The sequence below is a fragment of the Halarchaeum sp. CBA1220 genome (genome assembly GCF_003721175.2).
GTDB classification, from domain to species: domain Archaea; phylum Halobacteriota; class Halobacteria; order Halobacteriales; family Halobacteriaceae; genus Halarchaeum; species Halarchaeum grantii.
This window is the reverse complement of sequence record NZ_CP054707.1, coordinates 1,027,670-1,046,942: the sequence shown is the minus strand read 5'-3', so window position 1 is coordinate 1,046,942 and position 19,273 is coordinate 1,027,670. Positions and strand designations below refer to the sequence as shown.

Sequence of the window (19,273 nt, the reverse complement as noted above, 5' to 3'; positions counted from 1 at the left end):
GAACGGCCCACCCGGAGGCGGGTCGCTGATGGGGCGACTGCGCGCGGACTTCTCGGACGACGTCGTGGTCGTGACGGGCGGCGCCTCGGGCATCGGGCGCGCGGTAGCGCTCCGCTTCGGCGAGGCGGACGCGACGGTGATCGTCGCGGACCTCGCTGAGGAACCGAAGGACGCGGACGTGCCGACGCACGAGGTGATCGAGGAGTCGGGCGGCGACGCGGTGTTCGTGGAGACGGACGTCACCGAGCGCGCGGAGGTGGAGTCCGTCGTCGAGGCCGCCCGCGAGTTCGGCGGCGTGGACGTCATGGTGAACAACGCTGGCTTCCCGGTCGGCGGCTCCATCCTCGAGTTGGACGACGAGGAGTTCGCGCACACCATCGACGTGAACGTGAAGGGCGTCTTCCTCGGGACGCAGGTCGCCGCCCGCGACATGGTGGAGCGCGAGGACCCGGGCGTGATCCTCAACACGGCCTCGATCAGCTCGACCCTCGCGCAGTACGATCAGGTCGGATACGACGCGACGAAGGGCGCGGTGCGGATGCTGACGCGCGGGTCGGCGCTCGACCTCGCGGAGCACGGCATCCGCGTGAACGCCGTCGCGCCCGGCCAGATCGCGACCGAGTTCTTCGAGGGGTGGACGGAGATGGCGCTCGAGCAGGCCGAGGAGGACGAGTTCATCAAGCCCGTGCCGCTCGGACGCGCGGGCATCCCGGACGACCTGCCGGGCGCCTACCTCTACCTCGCGAGCGAGGACGCCTCCTACGTGACCGGGGAGTTCGTCTACGTCGACGGCGGGTGGCAGGTCTTCTGAGGGGGTCGGCGCGTCCGGTCGGGCGCGTCGGGCCACGCGGCCGTCGTCGCAACCGACACGTTTTCCCGTCTGACTAACCGATTAGTCAACTATCATGGGAGACGACGGGGCGCGTACGGAGACGCAGACCGCCATCATGGAGGCGACCTATCGGGCGCTCTGCGAGCAGGGCTACGCCGACCTGACGATGCAGGCCATCGCCGACGAGTTCGAGAAGTCGAAGTCGCTCATCCACTACCACTACGACACGAAGGAGGAGTTGCTCGTCGCGTTCCTCGACTACCTCCTCGCGGAGTTCCTCGAGAACGTCGAGGCGACGAACGACGGGACCCCGCGCGAGCGCCTCGATACGCTCGTCGACGCGCTCCTCTCCGGGCCCGACGAGGCCGGCGACTTCCAGGTCGCGATGCTCGAGTTGCGCTCGCAGGCCCCCTACGTCGAGAGCTACCGCGAGGCGTTCGCCGCGAACGACGACCACCTCGCCGAACTGCTCGCCGACACCGTCCGCGACGGCGTCGAGGCGGGCGTGTTCCGCGACGTCGACCCGGACGCGGTCGCCGAGACTATCCTCGTGCTCATCGACGGCGCGCGCACCCGGAGCGTCCTCTTCGGCGACGACGACCCCGTCGCGCACACCCGCCGCGCCATCGACGGCTACGTCCGCAGTCACGTCCTCGTCGACGACCAGTAGGCGTTTAGGCACTCGCCGCCCTTCTCGCGGACATGGACCGCGACGCCGCGCTCGACCGCGTGGAGCGGATTCTCGACGCCATTACGGGAGAGCGCCTCCCCGTTCCCGTCCGGGAGTGTTGGGTCTACGGTGATGTCGCGCTCGGGAAGGACCCCATCACGCGCCTCGACGTCTACGTCACGAAGGACCTCCTCTTGGGGGGTGACCCCGCACCCGACCTCGACGCGGAGCTCGGCGTCGAGGGCATCGGCCGCACCGTCGACGCCGAGTGGGCGCGCGAGCACCCCGAGTGGGTGCGCGTGAACGACAGCGGCCACGTCGCCCCCGAGAAATGCCTCGCCGCCCACCTCCTCCCCGAGGACGAACCCGTCCACCTGGAGGTGTGTAACGCGGGCTTCGAGCGCAACGTCACCCAGCGCGCGGAGGGCGCGCGGGCGCGCGAGAACTACGAGCAGGTGATCGACCCGCGCGGCGTCTGCCTCTACGCGGAGGGCCAGCGAAGCGACGACGCGCTCGCGAAACTCCGCGACGGCGCGCTCGCCTTCCCGACGCTCGAGGAGGCCCTCGGCATGCTCGGGTTCGACGAGGCGACCGCCGCTGACGCGGCGGAGGCGATGCGCGCCTACGAGGCCGCACAGGAGGGCACGACGGTGCGCGGCGACGTCGTCTAACCGTCCACACCCGATTCGACGCGGCCGACGACGACGTAGAAGGGGACGACGGCGCGGCGCTCGTACGCTCGCTCGCCCATCTGCCCGACGACGTCCCGGCCCATCGCGCGCCACTCGTTCTTCAGCTCGTCGACGGCCGTCTCGGTGAGGCCGCCCCGTCTGAGGGTGCGGGCCTGCTCGGCGATCCGGGTACCCGCCGCCTTCGCCTTCGCGGCGGCGAGCGCCGCCTCGTCGTACGGCGGCGCGACGGTGCGCTCGTGTTCGTAGCGCCGGCTCTCGACGCCGGTGAGGCCGGCGTCCGCGAAGAGGTCGGCGGCGCCCGACCCGAGCGTCACGTCCGTCTCGACGCCCGCGATGTAGGTGTCGCGTGCGCGCTTCGCGAGCGGGGCTTCCGCCGCCACGCTCGACTCGACGACGACCTCGGAGTTGTCGGGTTCGACGCACGCGACGAGGTCCGCGGAGACGCGCGCGAACTCCTCGACGGCCGCGAGCGGGTCCGGGAGGTTGATGAGGAGCGCCTGACAGACCACGAGGTCGAAGGCGTCGTCCGCGAAGGGGAGGCGCGTCGCGTCGCCGAGCGCGCACGCGTCGGCGTCGGCTTCCGCGAGCAGGGTGCGGTCGGCGTCCACCGCGACGACCTCGGCGTCGGACTCCTCGCGGAGGACGCGCGTGAGTTCGCCGGTGCCACAGCCGACGTCAAGGATCCGGGAGCGCGAATCGAGGGCGAGGGGCGCGAGCGCCGAGCGGTCCTCCCACATCCCCCGGCGGGTGTCCCGCAGGTATTCGGACGAGAAGCGTCTCACTGGCCGTCGATAGTGGCGGTAGGTAGGAAACGCTGACGACCGGCGCGCGGAGATCCTCGTCTCGCGTCGCTCGTCACCGAAACGTCGGCCCGCGCGGTACTCGGCCCGACGGAGGCTCGCGGGTCGTTCCTCCCCGCTCGCGTCAACGTGACGACTCCCTACTGGTCGCCGTCACGGAGGTCCCGAACGTGCTCGATGTTCCACTCGTAGGAGCGCCCGTCCTCGGTCGGCGTCTCGAGCGCGAGCGGGACGTCCGCGATGGCGTCGTGGTTCAGGAACGCCTCGAAGCCGTCATCGCCGATGTGGCCGTCGCCGATGTGCGCGTGCTCGTCCTTGTTCGTGCCACACTCGTGCTTCGAGTCGTTCAGGTGGACGTACGCGAGATGCTCGAGGCCGACGACGTCGTCGAGTTCGGCGAGCGTCTCCTCGACGCCCTCGGGAGTGGAGAGGTCGTAGCCGGCGGCGAACGCGTGCGCGGTGTCGAGGCAGACGTCGAGGTCGGTGTCGGCGAGTTCGAGGACGGTCGCGAGGTGCTCGAAGTCGCCGCCGAGTTTCGTGCCGCTCCCCGCATCGCTCTCGATGAGGACGGTGACGTCGTCGGGGACGTCGAGGCTGTCGATGACGGACGCGGCGTTCTCGAGGCCCTGCTCGACGCCCGCACCGGTGTGCGCGCCGAGGTGGACGTTCACGTACGGAATCCCGAGTTTGTGCGCGGCGTCGACCTCCTCCTGCATCGCCGTGCGGGACTTCTCGCGCAGGTCCGCCTTGGGCGTGCAGAGGTTCACGAGGTAGGAGGTGTGGATGACCCACGGCCCGACGTCCGCCGACTCGCTCTCCGCGCGGAAGGCCTCAGCCTCCCCGTCGTCGACGTTCGGCGACTGCCAGACCTGCGGGGAGTGCGTGAATATCTGCCCGCAGTTCCCGCCGACGTCGAGTTGGCGTTCGACGGCGTTGTCGATGCCGCCCGCGATGGAGACGTGCGCGCCCACGTTGAGAGTCATAGCCGCCGAGAGGGCGCGAGACGCAAAAGGGACTTCGGAGTCCCGCCGGGTGGACAAGAGGCATATCCGCGTGTCGCGTGAACTACGTGTATGGGTGACCCGCTCTCGGTCGGTGCGCGCGCGCCGGACGTGAGCGCCCCGCTCGTCTACCCGGACGGCCGGGTCGCGGACGTCGCGCTCTCGTCGCTCGTCGAGGAGCGACCCGTGTTGCTCGCGTTCTACACGAACGACTTCAGCCCGGACTGCATGGAGGAGTGGTGTTCGTTCCGGGACTACGGCTGGTTCGCGAACGACGAGCGCGTGCAGGTGATCGGCGTCTCGAAGTCCCGCGCGACGACTCACCGGCGCTTCATCGACTACCTCGACCTCGACTTCCCGCTCTACGCGGACCGCGACCTCGCGCTCACGGAGGCGTTCGGCGTCGACTACCGCGTGTTCAGGCTCCTGCGGCGCCCGAAGCGCTCGGTCTTCCTGCTGGACTCGGAGCTGACGGTGCGCTATCGGTGGGTGGGCGAGCACCGGGTGGACGCGACGCGGTCGCAGCCGCCGATGGCGTCGGTCCGCGACGCCATCGAGGACGCCTTCGGCCCCGCCGATTCGGAGTCGTTCGGCTTCGACGTCTGAGACCGCCGAAAAGCTTTTTACGTTTTAGGTAGACCTAAATCGTGTGTCGGGACCGGACGCACGTCGTCGTGCCCCCTGCACCAGCGGTCCCGGACACGGGCAGCACCGAGAGAGAATCGTCCCATAGCCACTGTTCGACGGTTGTGTTCAGCGGGTCGGCGCTCGGGGTTGAGGGCCTCGACGCCAGGCTCGTCTCAGTAGAGTTCCCCGCCGAGCGGCACGTCCGCGTCGGGGCCGACGAGCATCGGGTTCCCGTCAGCGTCGGGCACGCCGAGCGTGAGCGCCTCCGACTCGAAGCCCGCGATGTTCACCGTGCCGAGGTCGACCGCACAGAGCACCTGCCGGCCGACGACGTCCTCGGGGTCGTGGTTGTAGCCGAGCTGTGCGGCCGACTGGCGCGTCTCGTCGCCGAGGTCGATTTCGAGCTTGAACAGCTCGGGCTTGCGCGCTTCCTCGAAGCGTTCGGCGCTCCGGATTTCGCCGACGCGAACCGTCGTCTCGAGCGGACTGGACATACCCGGACGTGGCTCGCGCGGAGCGCTTGAAGCTTCGCGTTTCGGACGACGACCGTCCGAGCGCTTTCGAAACACGCGTAGGCGTCGAGGCCCACGCGAGCGTATGGCGCTCGACTCGCTCCCGAACCGGCCGCTCGCACACGACGACGTCGCCGTCCTCGACGCCGCCGGCGCGTTCGCCGCCGTCCGCCCCGTCAACGCCTTCCACTTCCCGGAGCGCGACACGCAACTCGTCACCGCGCTCATCCTCGTCACCGGGACGGGCCTGCGCGCCGTCGAGTACGACCCGACGACGCGCGAGTGGACCGTCGTCCGCACCGAGGCGCTCGACGACCCCGACGGCCTCGAGGACGTCCCCGACGACCTGCTCGCGGCCGTGCAGGGCGAGCTCGAGGACCGCGTCGAAGAGATGCAGGACGCCGGCGTCGTCGGCCAGCCGGCCGCGCGCGACGGCGACGTCGAGGTCCGGGACGCGACCAGCCTCGGGACCGTTCTCTACGAGCAGTACACCGACGGCGACTGAGGCGGCTCAGTAGAGGCGCTCGGTCGCGATTTCCGCGCCCTCGACGAGCGCTTCGAGCTTCGCCCACGCGAGCTCGGGACTGACCATCCCGAGGCCGGCCTGCGTGCCGAAGCCGCAGTCCGGCGCGGCGACGATGTCGGTGTCGTCGGGGGCGGCGTTCGCGACGCGCTCGATGCGGTCCGCGATGGTCTCGGGGTGGTCGATGATGTTCGTCTTCACGTCGACGACGCCGGGGATGAGCGTCCAGTCGTCGGGGAGGGGTTCCTCCGCGAACGCGCGGTACTCGTGCTGGTGGCGCGGGTTCGCCTGCTCGACGCTCAGCCCCGAGATGTCCGCCTCGTAGATGACGGGCAACATCTCGACGAGGTCCGTGTCGAGGTGGCCCGGCCCCTCGTAGCTCCCCCAGCAGGTGTGGAGGCGCACCTGCTCTGCGGGGACGTTCTCGAGCGCCCGATTCAGCGCCTCGACGTGGAGGCGCGTCGCGTCCTTGATCTCCTCGAGGGAGCGGTCGGCGTACGCCGCCGTCTGGCCGACCGTGAGGAGTTCGGGCGCGTCGATCTGGAGGGTCATGCCCGTCTCCGCGACGAGCTCGTACTCCTCCTGCATCGCGTCGGCGGCCGCGAAGAGGTACTCCTCGTAGTCCTCGTAGTACTCGTCGACGTGGGTGGACGTGACGATGCTCGGCGACGCCGACGTCATGAAGGTGTCCTCGACGTCCCCGTCGACGGCCTCGAGCGCGTCGAGGAACTCCTCGATCTCCGCCTCGGCCTCCGCGTGGCCGGTGTACTCGATGGGGCCGGTGACGACGGGGTGCATCGAGAGGTCGATGACGTCCGTCTTGAACGTCTCGTCCGCGTACTCGGGGTAGTCCTGGAGGTCCGCCCAGAGCTCGGTCTCCTGCGTGCCGTCGATGCCGCTGAGGCGGTTCGCGACGTACCAGTTGAAGGAGACGCGGGGCTGTTCGCCGTCGTTGATGGAGTCGAGTCCGACCTCGCGCTGGCGCTCGACGACGCGCTCGGTCGCCTCGCGGGTCGCTCGCTCCCACTCCTCGTCGTCGACGTCCTCGCCCTCCTGTTTCCGCTGGAGGAGGTCGAGGAGTTCGGGCGGGCGCGGGAGACTGCCGATGTGCGTCGTGCGAATGCGGTCGTCCGTCATACACGGGTAATAATCTGCGTCTACGATATAACTCACGGTATTCGGGCGAGCGATGCCGACGGACGAGGGCGCCGGACGCACGCCGAGGCGTCGCCGACGGTCGGGACTCGGGCGGGGGAACCGACGACAGCACCGATTCCGTATCGCGCCATGTAGTGTATGGGTGCTGTCGCGGGGCTTTTATCGCGCGCCACCGACTCTAGGAGTAGATGGTACGGAACGTCGCCGAGGACGTCGCGGCCCTCGAGCAGGAGGACTTCAACCTCCTCTCCGGAGTCGAGCACGGCATGCGCTTCTCGGAGTGGGTGAACCGGGAGAAGCTCCCGGAGTTCGCGCGCCTCACCGAGGAGGAGGTGGATTATCGCCTCGACCGCGTCGAGGACCGTGGACTCGTCGAGCGCCAGACGATCCAGTACGAGGGGTTCCGGCTCACCTTCGAGGGCTACGACACGCTCGCGCTGAAGGCGTTCGCCGAGCGCGACACCCTCAGCGGGTTCGGCGCGCCGCTCGGCGTCGGCAAGGAGAGCGACGTCTTCGAGGTGCAGTCCTACAAGCCCTTGGCATTAAAATTCCACCGCGAGGGCTACACGAACTTCCGCGAGGTACAGAAGGAGCGCGACTACACGAGCGACAACGACCACGTCTCGTGGTTCTACACGGCCAGAAAGGCCGCCGAGCGCGAGCACGAGGCGCTCCACTCGCTCTACCCGGACGTGAGCGTCCCGCGACCGGTCGACCAGAACCGCCACGCCATCGTGATGGAGAAGGTGGACGGCGTCGAGTTGAACCGCGCGAAACTCGAGGACGGGCAGGTCGTCGGCGTCCTCGACCTCATCCTCGACGAGATCGCGACGGCGTACGACGAGGGGTTCGTCCACGCGGACGTCAGCGAGTACAACGTCTTCGTCCGCGAGGACGGCGTCGTCCTCTTCGATTGGCCACAGTCCGTCCCGACCGACCACGAGAACGCCCGCGAGTTCCTCGGGCGGGACGTCCGCAACATCGTCTCCTACTTCCAGCGCAAGTACCCGAACCCGACGCCGGACGTCGATACGGAGGCCGTCGCGGACGCGGTGGCGGCGAACGAGCTCGAGACGATCAGGGCCTACGGCGAGTAGTCGTTTCGCGACGCCGTGGAGAGCGCGACGCGACGGCGCGGTCGGCGGTCCGACCGAGTCAGCGCGCGTCGGCGCTCGTCGCGCGCGCCATGAAGTAGACGGCGACGACGCCGAGCGCGAGGTCGAGCGCGCCGAGGACGACGACGGCGGGGACGAGCGTGTCCCAGATGCCGCCGAACGCCGAGACCTCGATGGCGGTCATGACGTCGCGGCCGAACATGAGGGCGCGCGCGGCGTCGATGCCGTACGTGAGGGGGTTGAGCGAGGCGACGACCTGCACCCATCCGGGGAGCGCGTCGAGCGGGAGGAAGGCGCTCGAGAGGAAGAGCAGGGGGAACTGGAGGACGTTCACGGAGATCATCGTGGACTCCTGGTCGCGTGTGACGAGCGCCATGACGTTCGAGAACGCCGTGAACCAGACGGAGAAGAGGACGCCGACGAGGACGATGCCGACGGCGCCCGCGAGGCCGGTGGCGACGTACGTGCCGGGGTCGCCGCCGGTGTCGATCCAGAGGAGGACGTAGCCGAAGACGAGGATGATGCAGACCTGCACGACGATGCGCAGCACCTCCGAGAGGGACTTCCCGAGGAAGACCGCGCCCCGGTGCATCGGGGAGACGAGCGCCTTCTCGAACATCCCGGACTCGATGTCCTCGACGAGGCCGATGCCGGAGGTGGTGGCGGCGATGAGCGACACCTGAATCGCGATGGCGGGCACGAGGAAGGTGATGTAGCTCGTGTCGCCGCCGACCGCGCTCCCGATGGCGCCGCCCGTGATGCCGCCGAACACCTCGGTGAAGAGCACGAGGAACATGATGGGGTTGAGGAGGGAGAAGACGAGCACGAACGGGTTGCGCGTCGTCTTGATGAGCCAGCGCTTGAGGTTCACCCACGTGTCGACGACGAAGCCGTTCCCCGTCGCTTTCTCGCCGGGCGCGGACGCGCTCATCGCGCCCCCTCCGTCGCCTCGACGCCGTCGGCCTCCTCGCTCTCGGGGTCGTACGCTTCGCCGGTGACGGCGAGGAAGACGTCGTCAAGCGTCGGACTGCGGACGTTGAAGCCGGTGATGGTGAGGCCGGCGTCGCGGAGCGCGACGAGGAGGTCGGTGCCGTGGCGGCGCGCCACGCTCGACGTGACGCGTATCCCCTCGTCGGTCGCTTCGACGGCGTCCGCGTCCGCCGCGAGGCGGGAGTCGGCGGCGACCTCGCGGGCGCGCTCGACGTCGGCGTCGCTCGGGTCGTCGAGGTCGACTTCGAGGACGTCGCCGCCGACTTCGGCCTTCAGTTCGGCGGGCGAGCCGGTGACGGCGATTTCGCCGTCGACGATGACGCCGATGCGCTCGCAGAGGTGGTCGGCCTCCTCGAGGTACTGCGTGGTGAGGAAGACGGTGGTGCCCCGGTCGTTGATGCGCTCGAAGTAGTCCCAGAGGCGGTTGCGGGCTTTGGGGTCGAGGCCGGTCGTGGGTTCGTCGAGGAAGACGACCGGCGGCTCGTGGACGAGGGCGGTGGCGACGTCGAGTCGCTTCTGCATCCCGCCGGAGAAGCCCTTCGCGGGCTTGTCGGCGACGTCGGCGAGGTCCACGAGGTCGAGGAGGTCGTCGATGCGCGCCTCGCGCTCCTCGCGCGGGACGCCGTAGGCCTCACACGCGTAGCGGACGTTCTCGCGCGCGGTGAGTTCGCGGTCGATGCTCGTCTCTTGGGCCATGTAGCCGATGGATTCGCGGACCTCGCGGGGGGAGTCCGCGACGTCGTAGCCGTTGACGGCGACGCGCCCCTCGGTCGGGTTGAGGAGGGTGACGAGGGTCTTGATGGTCGTCGTCTTCCCGGCGCCGTTCGCGCCGAGGAAGCCGAAGAACTCGCCGTCGGGGACGTCGAGCGTGACGTCGGTGACGGCCTCCGTCCCGTCCGCGTACGTCACCGCGAGGTGCTCGGCGTGGATCGCGCTCATACGTGTCGGGTGAGCGCACGCTGACACATAAGCTTTGACTGACTGTTCATTCAGGTTGGGGGTGGCCCCGTGTCTTATGGAGCGGTGTCACCGAGGGAGCGTATGCCGTGGTCCGAGACGCCGTTCGCGGTGCCGCTCCTCCTCGCGGCAGTCACGGGGCTCCTCCTCGCGGCGTACACGCTCGGCCGGCGCGAGCGCCTCGACCCGCCCGCCGTGGCGGCGTTCGTCACCGTCGCGCTCGCCACCACCGTCTGGACGGGCGCGTACACGCAGCAGCTCGCCGCCACGACCGTCGCCGCGAAGCTGGCCTGGACGCGCGTCGTCTGGGTCGGCGTCGCGCTCACCGCCGTCGGCTGGCCCGTCTTCGTCCTCGCGTACACCGGACACCGGCGCGTCCTCCGTGCGCGCGCCCTCGCCGCGCTCGCCGCGCTCCCGGCGCTCTGCGTGCTCGCCGTCTGGAGCGCAAACTACCGGTGGCTCCTCCTCACGCCCGTCGACCTCCACGACGTCGCGGGCATCACCGTCCTCGAAATCGCGCCCGGCCCCCTCTTCGTGCTCTTCCTCTGCTACTCGTACGCGCTCGACGTCGTCGCCATCGGCCTCCTCGCGCGCGCCGCCAGCACCCGACGCGGCACCCGACGCCGCGAAGCCGCCGCCCTCTGTCTCGGTTCCGTCCTCCCGCTCGCCGCCAGCGTCGCCAGCGTCGCCGTCCTTCACCCCTACCCGTACGTCGACGCGACGCCGATGGCGTTCGGCGTCACCATCCCCCTCGTCGCCGTCGTGCTCTTTCGCTATCGGCCGCTCTCCCTCGTCCCCGTCGCGCGCACCCAACTCCTCGAGGAGATGAGCGACGGCCTCATCGTCCTCAACGCCGCCGAGCGCGTCGTCGACGCGAACGCGACCGCTCGCGCGCTCTTGGGCGACGGCACCGGTCTCATCGGCCGCCCGGCCGAGCGCGCGCTCGCCGACCACCCCGCCCTCCTCGACGCGATGGAACGACCCGCCGACGGCGAGCGCAGCGTCGTCATCGAGCGCGACGGCGAGCGGCGCCACTACGATGTCTCCGTCTCCGTCGTTCGAGACTCGCTCGGCGCCGTCAGCGGCACGCTCGTCAGCCTCCGGGACATCACGCGGCGGCGCGAACTCGAGCAGTGGTATCAGAGCATCGTCGACCGGTCCACGACCATCGTCGCGGTGACCGACGCCGAGGGCGGGCTCCGCTACGCCACGCCGTCCTTCGAGCGGACGCTGGGCTACGACCCCGGCGACATCGTCGGCGAGCGCGTGACCGACTTCATCCACCCGGACGACGTTCCCGCGTTCCAGAGCTCGCTCGCGGACGCGAACGAGCACGGGACCGGCGCGCTCCGGGAGGTACGCGTCCGGGACGCCGAGGACGGCTGGCACGTCATCGAGGGGCAGGCGCGCGACCTGCGCGACGACCCCGTCATCGGCGGCTACCTGCTCTCCGGGCACGACGTCACCGCGCGCCGCCGCACCGAACAGCGCCTCCAAGCGCTCAATCGCGTCCTCCGCCACGACGTCCGCAACGAGCTCTCGGTCGTGCAGGGTTACGTCTCGATGGCGCGCGAGCGCGTCGACGACGAGGAGGTGCGCGAGTGGCTCGAGCGCGCACACAGCGCGAGCGAGAAGCTCCTCGACGTGAGCGAGACGTCCCGATACGTCGACGCCGAACTCGAGCGCGACCCCGAGGTGGCGCGCGCGGACGTCACCGGCGCCGTCGCGGACGCCGTCGCCGCCGTCGAGCGCACGCACCCCGACGTGCGCGTCGCGGTGGACGCCCCGGAGTCGGCGCGCGCGGACGTCACCCGGCTCTTCGAGTTCGCCGTCGAACACCTCGTGCGGACCGCCGCCGAGCACGCCGCGAGCGCCGGCGAGGAGGTCGCGGTGTGCGTCGAGCGAACGCCGTCCGGGGTCGAGCTCCGCGTACGGCTCGGTGAGCGCTGGCTCTCCGAGGGCGACGAGCGCGTGCTGGAGCAGGGCGAGGAGTCCCCGCTCGCGCACGCCGATGGCCTCGGCTTCTGGATCGTCCACTGGGCGGTGACGGCCGCCGACGGCACGATCGCCGTCGCGGAGGACGGCCGCGTCGTCGTGCTCCGCCTCCGCGACCCCGACGCGTCGTGAGGCAGGGGTTTCGAAGCGCTTAACCCCGCCACGACAGTACCACCACCAACTCGCTGGTGCGGGCCCAGCGGGCACCCGTCTCGACGGGACGAAATGTGGACCGCCTCGCGGTCTGAATCGACAGCGCCCGCGGACAACACATGGCACGAAGCTTCTACTCCCACATCAAGGACGCGTGGAAGCAGCCCGGCGAGGGCAAACTCGCCGAGCTGCAGTGGCAGCGCAAGCAGGAATGGCGCCGACAGGGCGCAATCGAGCGCGTCGAGCGCCCGACCCGCCTCGACAAGGCCCGCGAGCTCGGCTACAAGGCCAAGCAGGGCGTCGTCGTCGCGCGCGTCTCCGTCCGGAAGGGGACCGCTCGGCAGTCCCGCCACAAGGCGGGCCGCCGGACGAAGCGACAGGGCGTCAACCGCATCGGTCGCGCGAAGAACCTCCAGCGCATCTCCGAGGAGCGCGCGACGCGCAAGTACGTCAACCTCCGCGTGCTGAACTCCTACTGGGTGGGTGAGGACGGCTCGCAGAAGTGGTTCGAAGTCATTCTCCTCGACCCGGAGCATCCCGCCATCCAGAACGACGACGACCTCGGCTGGATCGCGAACAACAGCCAGGAGAACCGCGCGCTGCGCGGTCTCACCTCCGCCGGCCGCAAGGGCCGCGGCCTCCGCAAGCGCGGGAAGGGCACCGAGAAGACCCGTCCCTCGAAGAACGGCGGCACGCAGCGCAAGAAGTAACGCCGCGTTTTTCGGTTTCTCCCGTTTCTCTCGCCGCGTAGCGACGGCGCCGTTCAGCGCCCGCGCCAGACGACGTCCGCCGCGACGTCGTCGCGCGTCACGACGCCGACGAAGCGCCCGTGGCTGTCGGTGACGGCGGCGTAGTCGGCGCCCGTCTCGCGGAACTCGGTGACGAGTTCGTCCACCGTCCACGAGTCGCGCGCGACGGGGACGTCCGCGAGGGCGTCGCGGAGCGAGCCGCCGGATTCGACGGCGCGCACGGCGGCGGCGAGCGTCACGATACCGACGACGCCATCGTCGGCACCGACGACGGGAATGGCGTCGACGCCGGCCTCGAGGCAGGCGTCACGCGCGGCGGCCGGCGTCGCGTCCGCGTCGAGCACGGTGGCGGTTTCGCGCGGCGTCATCACCTCCGCGACGGCGGTCTGTTCGAGGTCGAGGACGGCGTGCACCATCTCGCGCTCGTGGGGTGCGACGACGCCGAGTTGCGCGCCCGTCACGAGGAGCGCGCGGATCTCCTCGCGCGTCACGTACGGCGTCGTGGCGTCGGTGCCACCGAGGAGCGAGGTGATGGCGTTCGCGGCGGTGTCGAACGCCCAGACGACCGGGGAGAGCGCGCGTTCGAGGACGTGAACGGGGCGCGCGATGGTGAGCGCCCACGATTCGGCGTGCGCGACGCCGTAGGCCTTCGGCGCGATTTCGCCGAAGAGCAGGACGAGCACGCTCGTCACGACGGTGGCGGCGACGATGGCGGAGCCGGCGGGGAGGAGCGACACCGTGAGCGTCGCGATGATGGTAGAGAACGCGACGTTCACGACGTTGTTCCCGACGAGGATGGTGACGAGGAGGCGGTTCGGGTCCTCGCGGAGCGCGTGCAGCGCCGTCGCGCGGGCGTCACCGGTCGAGGCGAGCGACTGGATGCGGTGCAGTTGGAGCGAGAACGTCGCGATTTCGGCGGACGAGAAGAAGGCGCTCGCCACCAGGAGGAGGAGGCAAGCGCCCGCGAGCGCGACGAGGGTGGCGTCGACCATACCCGACGGAGGAGCGCGAGCGCCGTAAGCCCACCCGGAGTCCCCTTACTCGGCGTCGCCGACGACGCCCTGCAGGGTCTCGAAGGCGTCGCGCTCGGCGTCGTCGTCGGCGTTCGCGACGAGGCGCTCGACGATGAACTCGGGCGTGCTGCGCCCGACGACGCCGAAGCGGGGCTGGTAGTCGACTTCGAGGGCGAGGTCCGGGGAGAGCCCTTCGGCGAAGACGCCGTCGACGCGCGCGCGTCCCGGGAGCGGGTCGAGGTCGTCCGCGAGGTGGGTGACGTAGACGCCGAGCGCGTCGTGGTCGGCGGTGAGCGAGACCAACCCGTGGAGGAGGTCGGCGGCGCTCCCGGGTTCGGTGATGGCCTCGAACTCGTCGACGAGCATGAGCGTGCGGCCGTCGCGGGCGAGCGGCGGCACGACGGAGCGAAGCGTCGTCTCGAGGACGCCGGCGTTGAAGCTCGCGTGCCGGCGGTGGAAGACGAGGCGGTCGAACCGCCCGACGACGGCGTGGTCGGCGGGGACGGGAAGCCCGAGGACGGCGAGCGTCGCGACTTCGGCGAGCGTCTCGAGGAGCGTCGTCTTCCCGCCGGAGTTCGCGCCCGTGAGGACGGCGACGCGGTCGCCGACCGGCGGCCCCGCGAGGTCGTGGTCGCCGAGCGCGTACGTCACGGGTTGGACGCTCGCGCCGGACGCGCGGAGACCGAGGTTGCGCGCGCCCGCGACCGCGAGCGCGGCGTCGTCGGTGTACGCGGGTCGCGTGAGGTCGTAGGCGACGGCGAAGCGCGCGAGCGAGACGGTGAACGCCACGTCGGGGACCGCCTCGGTCGCGGCCTCGACGTCGGCGTCGGCCTCGGCGACGGCGCTGTCGAGGTCCGCGCGCACCGAGTCCTCGCGGCTCGCGGCGTCCGCGCGGAGGGCGTCGGCGAGCGAGCGGAGCGTCCCGCTCACGAAGTCGGCGGCGTCGGCGGCGTCGGTCGCGGCGTGCTCGCGGATGCGCGCGGGGCCGACGCCCGTGACGTCCGCGACGTGCTCGACGACGGCTTCGCGGAACTCGTCCGGGCCGCGGAGGTCGCCCGAGCGGACGTCCTCGAGCACGCCGAGGGCGTCGCGTTCGAGGCGCTCGACGGCGGCCGCGCGCTCGCGGAGGTCGTCGAGGCGGTCGTCGTAGCCGTCGCGGACGCCGTCGCCGTCGCGATAGCGCAGGGCGTCGGCGGCGTCCCGGAGGGCGTCGGCGTCGATGTCGGCGAACGCCGCGAACGCCCCCGAGTCGAGGCCGGCGTCGACGAGCGCGAGCGCGGTTTCGACGGCCGCGCGCTCCCCGCCGTCGCGGCTGTCGTGCTCCTCGAAGGCGGCGATGGCGGCCTCGCGCTCGCGCTCGTCGAGCTCGCGCCACGTCTCGACGGCGTCGAAGACCGCGTCGAGGCGGGCTTCGCGCGCGTCGGCGTCCGCGAGCGGCGTGAGAACGCGGATGCGGTCGCGGGCGCGGCGCGTGAGCGCGAACTCGGCGGCCGTCTCGAGGACGCGCTTGTAGACGTCGCGGGCGTCGTCGGTCGCGAAGCGCTCGGCGTCGCCACCACCGGTGGCGCGCCGGAGGATGCGGGTGGCTCGACCCGGCGAGACGCCGGCGTCGACGAGCGCGGAGACGTCGGCGGACTCGATGGCGCGGACCGCGTCGGCCTCGCCGAGCGCCTCGGTGAGGCGGGCGGCGGTCTTCGGGCCGACGCCCCAGTAGTCCTGTAGGTCGCTCTCCATACGGAAGTGGTACGGCGGCGGGAGAAAAACCGTTGCCCTAGGCGAGCGCGAACCACTCGCTGCCCGCGTAGTTCCAGAGGCCCCCGCCGGTGACGGCGGAGAGGGAGGCCATCCAGTAGGGGAGCGTGAGCCACTGGATCGTCGCGGTGAGGAGGGCGGTGTAGACGGCGTAGCCGACGACGCAGACGCCGAGGTAGCGCGCGAAGCGCCGGCGGAGGCGGTCGGTGACCTCGAAGGTGTAGCGGCTGTTCAGCCCGAACGTCCAGACGGCGCCGCCGAAGAACGCGACGAACGCCGCCCGTGACGTCGGGAGGGCGCCGGCGAGCGCGAGGAAGAGCGCGACGTTCACGAGCGCGCCCGAAACGCCGATGGCGCCGAACTCGGTGAGGCGAACCGCGCGCTCGGCCGGACAGACCCGCGTCACGCCGAGCCGGCGGAGGCCGGCTTCGAGGCGTGGTTCGAGGCGCGAGAACGGCGACTCAGTCATGTCCCGGTCGGAACAACAGTATCGGGGAGAGACACATAAAGGTTGGTGCGGACTTCCACGTTGAGCGGCGTGCCCGCGCCGAGCGGCCGTCTCGAACGACGGGGGAGAAAGCACTTACCGGGTCGCGGCGGCGCCGCCGCTCGGCGCACGGAAAGCAGAAAGCAGGGGGAAAGAAGCGTGTGGGCGTCGAGGGGCGGCGTTACTCGAGGTCGAAGCGGTCGGCCTGCATGACCTTGCTCCACGCGGCGACGAAGTCCTCAACGAGTTTCTCCTCGCCGTCCTCGGCCGCGTAGACGTCGGCGTGCGCGCGGAGGCGGGCGTTCGAGCTGAAGATGAGGTCGAAGCGCGTGGCCTCCCAGACCTTCTCGCCGCTGTCGCGCTCGAAGCCCTCGAAGACCTCCTCGTCCTCGTCCACGGGCTCCCACTCGTAGTCCATGTCGAGCAGGTTCGCGTAGAAGTCGTTCGTGAGCGTCCCGGGGTCGTCCGTGAGGACGCCGCGCTCGGTGTCGCCGTAGGTCGCGCCGAGCGCGCGCATCCCGCCGACGAGCGCCGTCAGCTCGGTGACGGAGAGGTTGAGGAGCTCGGCCTTGTCGACCATGCGCTCCTCGAGGGTGTCGTAGAGGTCGTTGTAGTCGCCGTCACCGATGTAGTTGCGGAAGCCGTCCGCCTTCGGCTTGAGCGGCGCGAAGGAGTCGGCGTCCGTCTGCTCGGCGCTGGCGTCCGTGCGGCCCGGCTCGAACGGCACGTCGACGTCGTAGCCGGCGTCGGCGGCCGCCTGCTCGACGGCGACGTTGCCGCCGAGGACGATGAGGTCCGCGAGCGAGACGCGGACGTCGTCGTCGCGCGACTCGTTGAACTCCGCCTGAATCTCCTCGTAGGTGTCGAGGACCTCGGCGAGCTTCGCGGGCTCGTTGACCTCCCAGTCCTTCTGGGGTTCGAGGCGGATGCGCGCGCCGTTCGCGCCGCCGCGCTTGTCGCTGTCGCGGTACGTCGAGGCGGACGCCCACGCGGTCTTCACGCGCTGCGTCCGGTCGAGGTCGGAGTCGAGGATGGCGTCCTCGAGCTCGTCGACCTCCTCGGCGCCGACGGTCTCGTAGTCGGCCTCCGGGATCGGGTCCTGCCAGACGAACGTCTCGTCCGGGACCTCGGGGCCGAGGAGGCGCTGCTTCGGACCCATGTCGCGGTGGATGAGCTTGTACCACGCGCGGGCGAACGCCTGCTGGAAGTGGTCGGGGTTCTCCTGGAAGTCCTCGAGGACCTCGCGGTAGTCGTCGTCGCGCTTCAGCGCGACGTCCGTCGTCAGCATCATCGGCTCCTCGGACTCGTCGAAGTCCTGGGCGTCCGGGGCCTTCTCGATGTCCTCGCGCTCCTCCTCGGTGGCGGGCTGCCACTGCCACGCGCCACCGGGGCCCTTGTGCGGCTCCCACTCGTAGTCGAGGAGGTTGTCGATGTAGCCCGTGTCCCACATCGTCGGCGTGGAGTTCCACGGGCCCTCGATGCCGCTCGTGATCATGCCGGCCTTCTCGAAGTCGTGGTCCCAGCCGAGGCCCTGGTCCTCGATGGGCGCGGACTCGGGGTCGGGGCCGACTTCGGTCTCGTCGTCGGCGCCGTGGACCTTCCCGAAGGTGTGGCCGCCGGCGATGAGCGCGACCGTCTCCTCGTCGTCCATCGCCATGCGGTCGAACTCCTCGCGGATGTTCGCGGCGGAGCCCTCGACGTCGGGTTCGCCGTAGGGGCCCTCGGGGTTCACGTAGATGAGGCCCATGACGGTGTTCGCGAGCGGGTCCTTGAGGTTCCCGACCTCGCCGTCCTCGAAGCGCTCGGGCGACGTGGTCTCCCACTCGGTCTCGGGGCCCCATTCGACGGCCTCGTTCGACTTGTAGGCGTCCTCGCGGCCGCCGCCGAAGCCGTACGTCTCGAAGCCCATCGTCTCGAGGGCGACGTTGCCGGCGAGCACGATGAGGTCGGACCACGAGAGCTTGCGGCCGTACTTCAGCTTGACCGGCTGAAGGAGGCGGCGGGCCTTGTCGAGGTTGACGTTGTCCGGCCAGCTACTCTCCGGCGGGAGGCGCTGGCGGGCGCCGGACGCGCCGGCGCGGCCGTCGATGGTGCGATAGGTGCCGGCGCTGTGCCAGGCCATCCGGATGAACAGCGGCCCGTAGTTGCCGTAGTCGGCCGGCCACCACTCCTGGGAGTCCATCATGACCTCCTGGATGTCCGCCTTGACCTCCTCGAGGTCGAGCTTCTGGAACTCCTCGGCGTAGTCGAAGTCCTCGCCGTACGGGTTGAGTTGCTCCTCGTCGTCGTCGAGGATGTCGACGCGCAGCAACTCCGGCCACCACTCCTGGTTTGACCACGTCATTGGTACCTGATTCATCACACGTTATAGCCATAAACATACCGATTGCTTGCTTCAGACGATGGAATCTTCTCGGAGAGAGGTCAGAATGTTTTCCTGAGGGAAAGGAATTTTCGCTTCTACGTCCGGAGAGTTCGTACTATCTGTCGTTCACTCGGCGACACGGCAGAGTGGATGCGGTCGTATCGCGCTTTAGAAAACCGCTATCGGCCGGTATCGCTATTCGTCCCGCGACGTGGCGCTACTCGCCCTCGACGAGCCGGCGGAGCTGTTCGGGGGGCACGGCACCGCGCGCCGCGTACCCCTCGTACGCGAACGTCGGCACGCCCGTCACGCCCTGCTGGTGGGCCTCTTGGAACTTCTCCGTCACCGTCTCGCGCAGGTCCTCGTCCGCGACGGCGTCGCGGACCGCCTCGGGGTCGACGCCCGCCTCGTCAGCGAGGTCGGCGAGCACGTCCACGTCGCCGATGTCGCGCTCGTCCTCCCAGAGCGCCGCGAATATCGCCTCGTCGAACGCCAGCCACGTCTCGTAGTCCTCGTGTTCGGCCACGTAGTAGGAGGCGACCTGCGCGTCCAGCGAGTCCACGTCCCCCACGAGGTCCGTCTGCATCTCCTCGGCGTCGTACTGCTCGCGGAGGCGCTCGACGTTCTGCTTCGCCTGTTCGTAGTACTCGTCGTCGTGCCCGCTCTCCTGCACGATTTCGCCCGACTCGTTGCGCTGGTTCGACCGGAGGTCGAAGGGATGCCACTCGATCTCCAGCTCCTCCTCGCGCGTCTCCTGATACGTCTCGAGCGAGCGGCGCCCGAGGTAGCAGAACGGACAGACGTAGTCGCTGAACACCGTTATCGTGTCGGCCATACGGCGTGAAGGGGACGGGGACGCAAGAGGGCCACGCCCCCGGCACT

Annotated in this window: 19 protein-coding genes; 8 read left to right on the top strand and 11 right to left on the bottom strand. The window is 70.2% G+C overall.

Annotated features, from left to right (window positions below; all coding sequences use genetic code 11):
* Nucleotides 1-28 precede the first annotated feature (28 nt).
* The 3 genes from EFA46_RS05605 to EFA46_RS05595 all read left to right on the top strand — a co-directional run bounded on the left by EFA46_RS05605 (nt 29) and on the right by EFA46_RS05595 (nt 2,173).
* A complete protein-coding gene (locus EFA46_RS05605; protein ID WP_123074238.1) occupies nt 29-811 on the top strand; it encodes an SDR family NAD(P)-dependent oxidoreductase in 783 nt (260 codons plus the stop codon).
* Between the two features lie 94 nt (nt 812-905).
* On the top strand, nt 906-1,502 hold the full coding sequence (locus tag EFA46_RS05600; RefSeq protein ID WP_123074239.1) for a TetR/AcrR family transcriptional regulator: 597 nt from the start codon (nt 906-908) through the stop codon (nt 1,500-1,502).
* Nucleotides 1,503-1,534: 32 nt separating this feature from the next.
* The gene (locus EFA46_RS05595; RefSeq protein ID WP_123074240.1) at nt 1,535-2,173 is read left to right on the top strand and encodes a hypothetical protein; all 639 of its coding nucleotides are present in this window, start codon (nt 1,535-1,537) and stop codon (nt 2,171-2,173) included.
* Here the strand turns inward: EFA46_RS05595 and EFA46_RS05590 are convergent.
* Nucleotides 2,170-2,976 (bottom strand): class I SAM-dependent methyltransferase, encoded by an 807-nt coding sequence (locus tag EFA46_RS05590; protein ID WP_123074241.1) that lies wholly within the window; start codon nt 2,974-2,976, stop codon nt 2,170-2,172. The two genes, EFA46_RS05595 and EFA46_RS05590, sit on opposite strands and share 4 nt — an antisense overlap.
* Nucleotides 2,977-3,134: 158 nt before the next feature.
* Entirely contained in the window at nt 3,135-3,977 is an 843-nt protein-coding gene (locus tag EFA46_RS05585; RefSeq protein WP_123074242.1) for a deoxyribonuclease IV, read from the bottom strand.
* A gap of 90 nt (nt 3,978-4,067) precedes the next feature.
* Between EFA46_RS05585 and EFA46_RS05580 the strand changes: the two genes are divergently transcribed.
* On the top strand, nt 4,068-4,601 hold the full coding sequence (locus EFA46_RS05580) for a redoxin domain-containing protein (protein ID WP_123074243.1): 534 nt from the start codon (nt 4,068-4,070) through the stop codon (nt 4,599-4,601).
* A 194-nt stretch (nt 4,602-4,795) separates the two neighbouring features.
* Here EFA46_RS05580 and EFA46_RS05575 read toward each other — a convergent pair whose 3' ends face one another.
* Nucleotides 4,796-5,116 (bottom strand): tRNA-binding protein, encoded by a 321-nt coding sequence (locus EFA46_RS05575; RefSeq protein ID WP_123074244.1) that lies wholly within the window; start codon nt 5,114-5,116, stop codon nt 4,796-4,798.
* A 103-nt stretch (nt 5,117-5,219) separates the two neighbouring features.
* On the opposite strand from EFA46_RS05575, the gene EFA46_RS05570 reads away from it, so the two are divergent.
* A complete protein-coding gene (locus tag EFA46_RS05570; protein ID WP_123074245.1) occupies nt 5,220-5,639 on the top strand; it encodes a hypothetical protein in 420 nt (139 codons plus the stop codon).
* 6 nt (nt 5,640-5,645) lie between these two features.
* Here the strand turns inward: EFA46_RS05570 and EFA46_RS05565 are convergent, their stop codons facing one another.
* The gene (locus EFA46_RS05565) at nt 5,646-6,794 is read right to left on the bottom strand and encodes a methionine synthase (RefSeq protein WP_123074246.1); all 1,149 of its coding nucleotides are present in this window, start codon (nt 6,792-6,794) and stop codon (nt 5,646-5,648) included.
* Nucleotides 6,795-7,003: 209 nt separating this feature from the next.
* Here EFA46_RS05565 and EFA46_RS05560 point away from each other — a divergent pair, with 209 nt between their 5' ends.
* Nucleotides 7,004-7,912 carry a serine/threonine-protein kinase RIO2 gene (locus EFA46_RS05560; RefSeq protein WP_123074247.1) on the top strand — a complete coding sequence of 303 codons (909 nt, stop codon included), beginning with the start codon at nt 7,004-7,006 and terminating at the stop codon, nt 7,910-7,912.
* 58 nt (nt 7,913-7,970) lie between these two features.
* Here the strand turns inward: EFA46_RS05560 and EFA46_RS05555 are convergent, their stop codons facing one another.
* Together EFA46_RS05555 and EFA46_RS05550 are read right to left on the bottom strand one after the other, a co-directional pair.
* Complete coding sequence (locus EFA46_RS05555) at nt 7,971-8,861, bottom strand: ABC transporter permease (protein ID WP_123074248.1); 891 nt, start codon at nt 8,859-8,861, stop codon at nt 7,971-7,973.
* The gene (locus EFA46_RS05550) at nt 8,858-9,859 is read right to left on the bottom strand and encodes an ATP-binding cassette domain-containing protein (protein WP_123074249.1); all 1,002 of its coding nucleotides are present in this window, start codon (nt 9,857-9,859) and stop codon (nt 8,858-8,860) included. The genes EFA46_RS05555 and EFA46_RS05550 overlap by 4 nt, the downstream gene beginning before the upstream one ends.
* Before the next feature lie 102 nt (nt 9,860-9,961).
* Here EFA46_RS05550 and EFA46_RS05545 point away from each other — a divergent pair, with 102 nt between their 5' ends.
* Nucleotides 9,962-12,004 (top strand): histidine kinase N-terminal 7TM domain-containing protein, encoded by a 2,043-nt coding sequence (locus tag EFA46_RS05545; protein WP_123074250.1) that lies wholly within the window; start codon nt 9,962-9,964, stop codon nt 12,002-12,004.
* Between the two features lie 140 nt (nt 12,005-12,144).
* Nucleotides 12,145-12,735 (top strand): 50S ribosomal protein L15e, encoded by a 591-nt coding sequence (locus EFA46_RS05540; protein WP_123074251.1) that lies wholly within the window; start codon nt 12,145-12,147, stop codon nt 12,733-12,735.
* A 53-nt stretch (nt 12,736-12,788) separates the two neighbouring features.
* On the opposite strand, the gene EFA46_RS05535 is transcribed toward EFA46_RS05540, so the two are convergent.
* The 5 genes from EFA46_RS05535 to EFA46_RS05515 all read right to left on the bottom strand — a co-directional run bounded on the left by EFA46_RS05535 (nt 12,789) and on the right by EFA46_RS05515 (nt 19,226).
* Nucleotides 12,789-13,766 carry a hemolysin family protein gene (locus EFA46_RS05535; protein WP_123074252.1) on the bottom strand — a complete coding sequence of 326 codons (978 nt, stop codon included), beginning with the start codon at nt 13,764-13,766 and terminating at the stop codon, nt 12,789-12,791.
* A gap of 45 nt (nt 13,767-13,811) precedes the next feature.
* Nucleotides 13,812-15,521, bottom strand: a complete 1,710-nt coding sequence (locus EFA46_RS05530) for a helix-hairpin-helix domain-containing protein (protein WP_123074253.1) — start codon at nt 15,519-15,521, stop codon at nt 13,812-13,814.
* Nucleotides 15,522-15,558: 37 nt separating this feature from the next.
* On the bottom strand, nt 15,559-16,008 hold the full coding sequence (locus tag EFA46_RS05525; RefSeq protein WP_123074254.1) for a GtrA family protein: 450 nt from the start codon (nt 16,006-16,008) through the stop codon (nt 15,559-15,561).
* Between the two features lie 199 nt (nt 16,009-16,207).
* Nucleotides 16,208-18,370, bottom strand: coding sequence for a catalase/peroxidase HPI (katG, locus tag EFA46_RS05520; protein WP_123074255.1), 2,163 nt, complete (start codon nt 18,368-18,370; stop codon nt 16,208-16,210).
* Between the two features lie 238 nt (nt 18,371-18,608).
* Complete coding sequence (locus EFA46_RS05515) at nt 18,609-19,226, bottom strand: DsbA family protein (RefSeq protein ID WP_123074256.1); 618 nt, start codon at nt 19,224-19,226, stop codon at nt 18,609-18,611.
* Nucleotides 19,227-19,273: the final 47 nt, after the last annotated feature.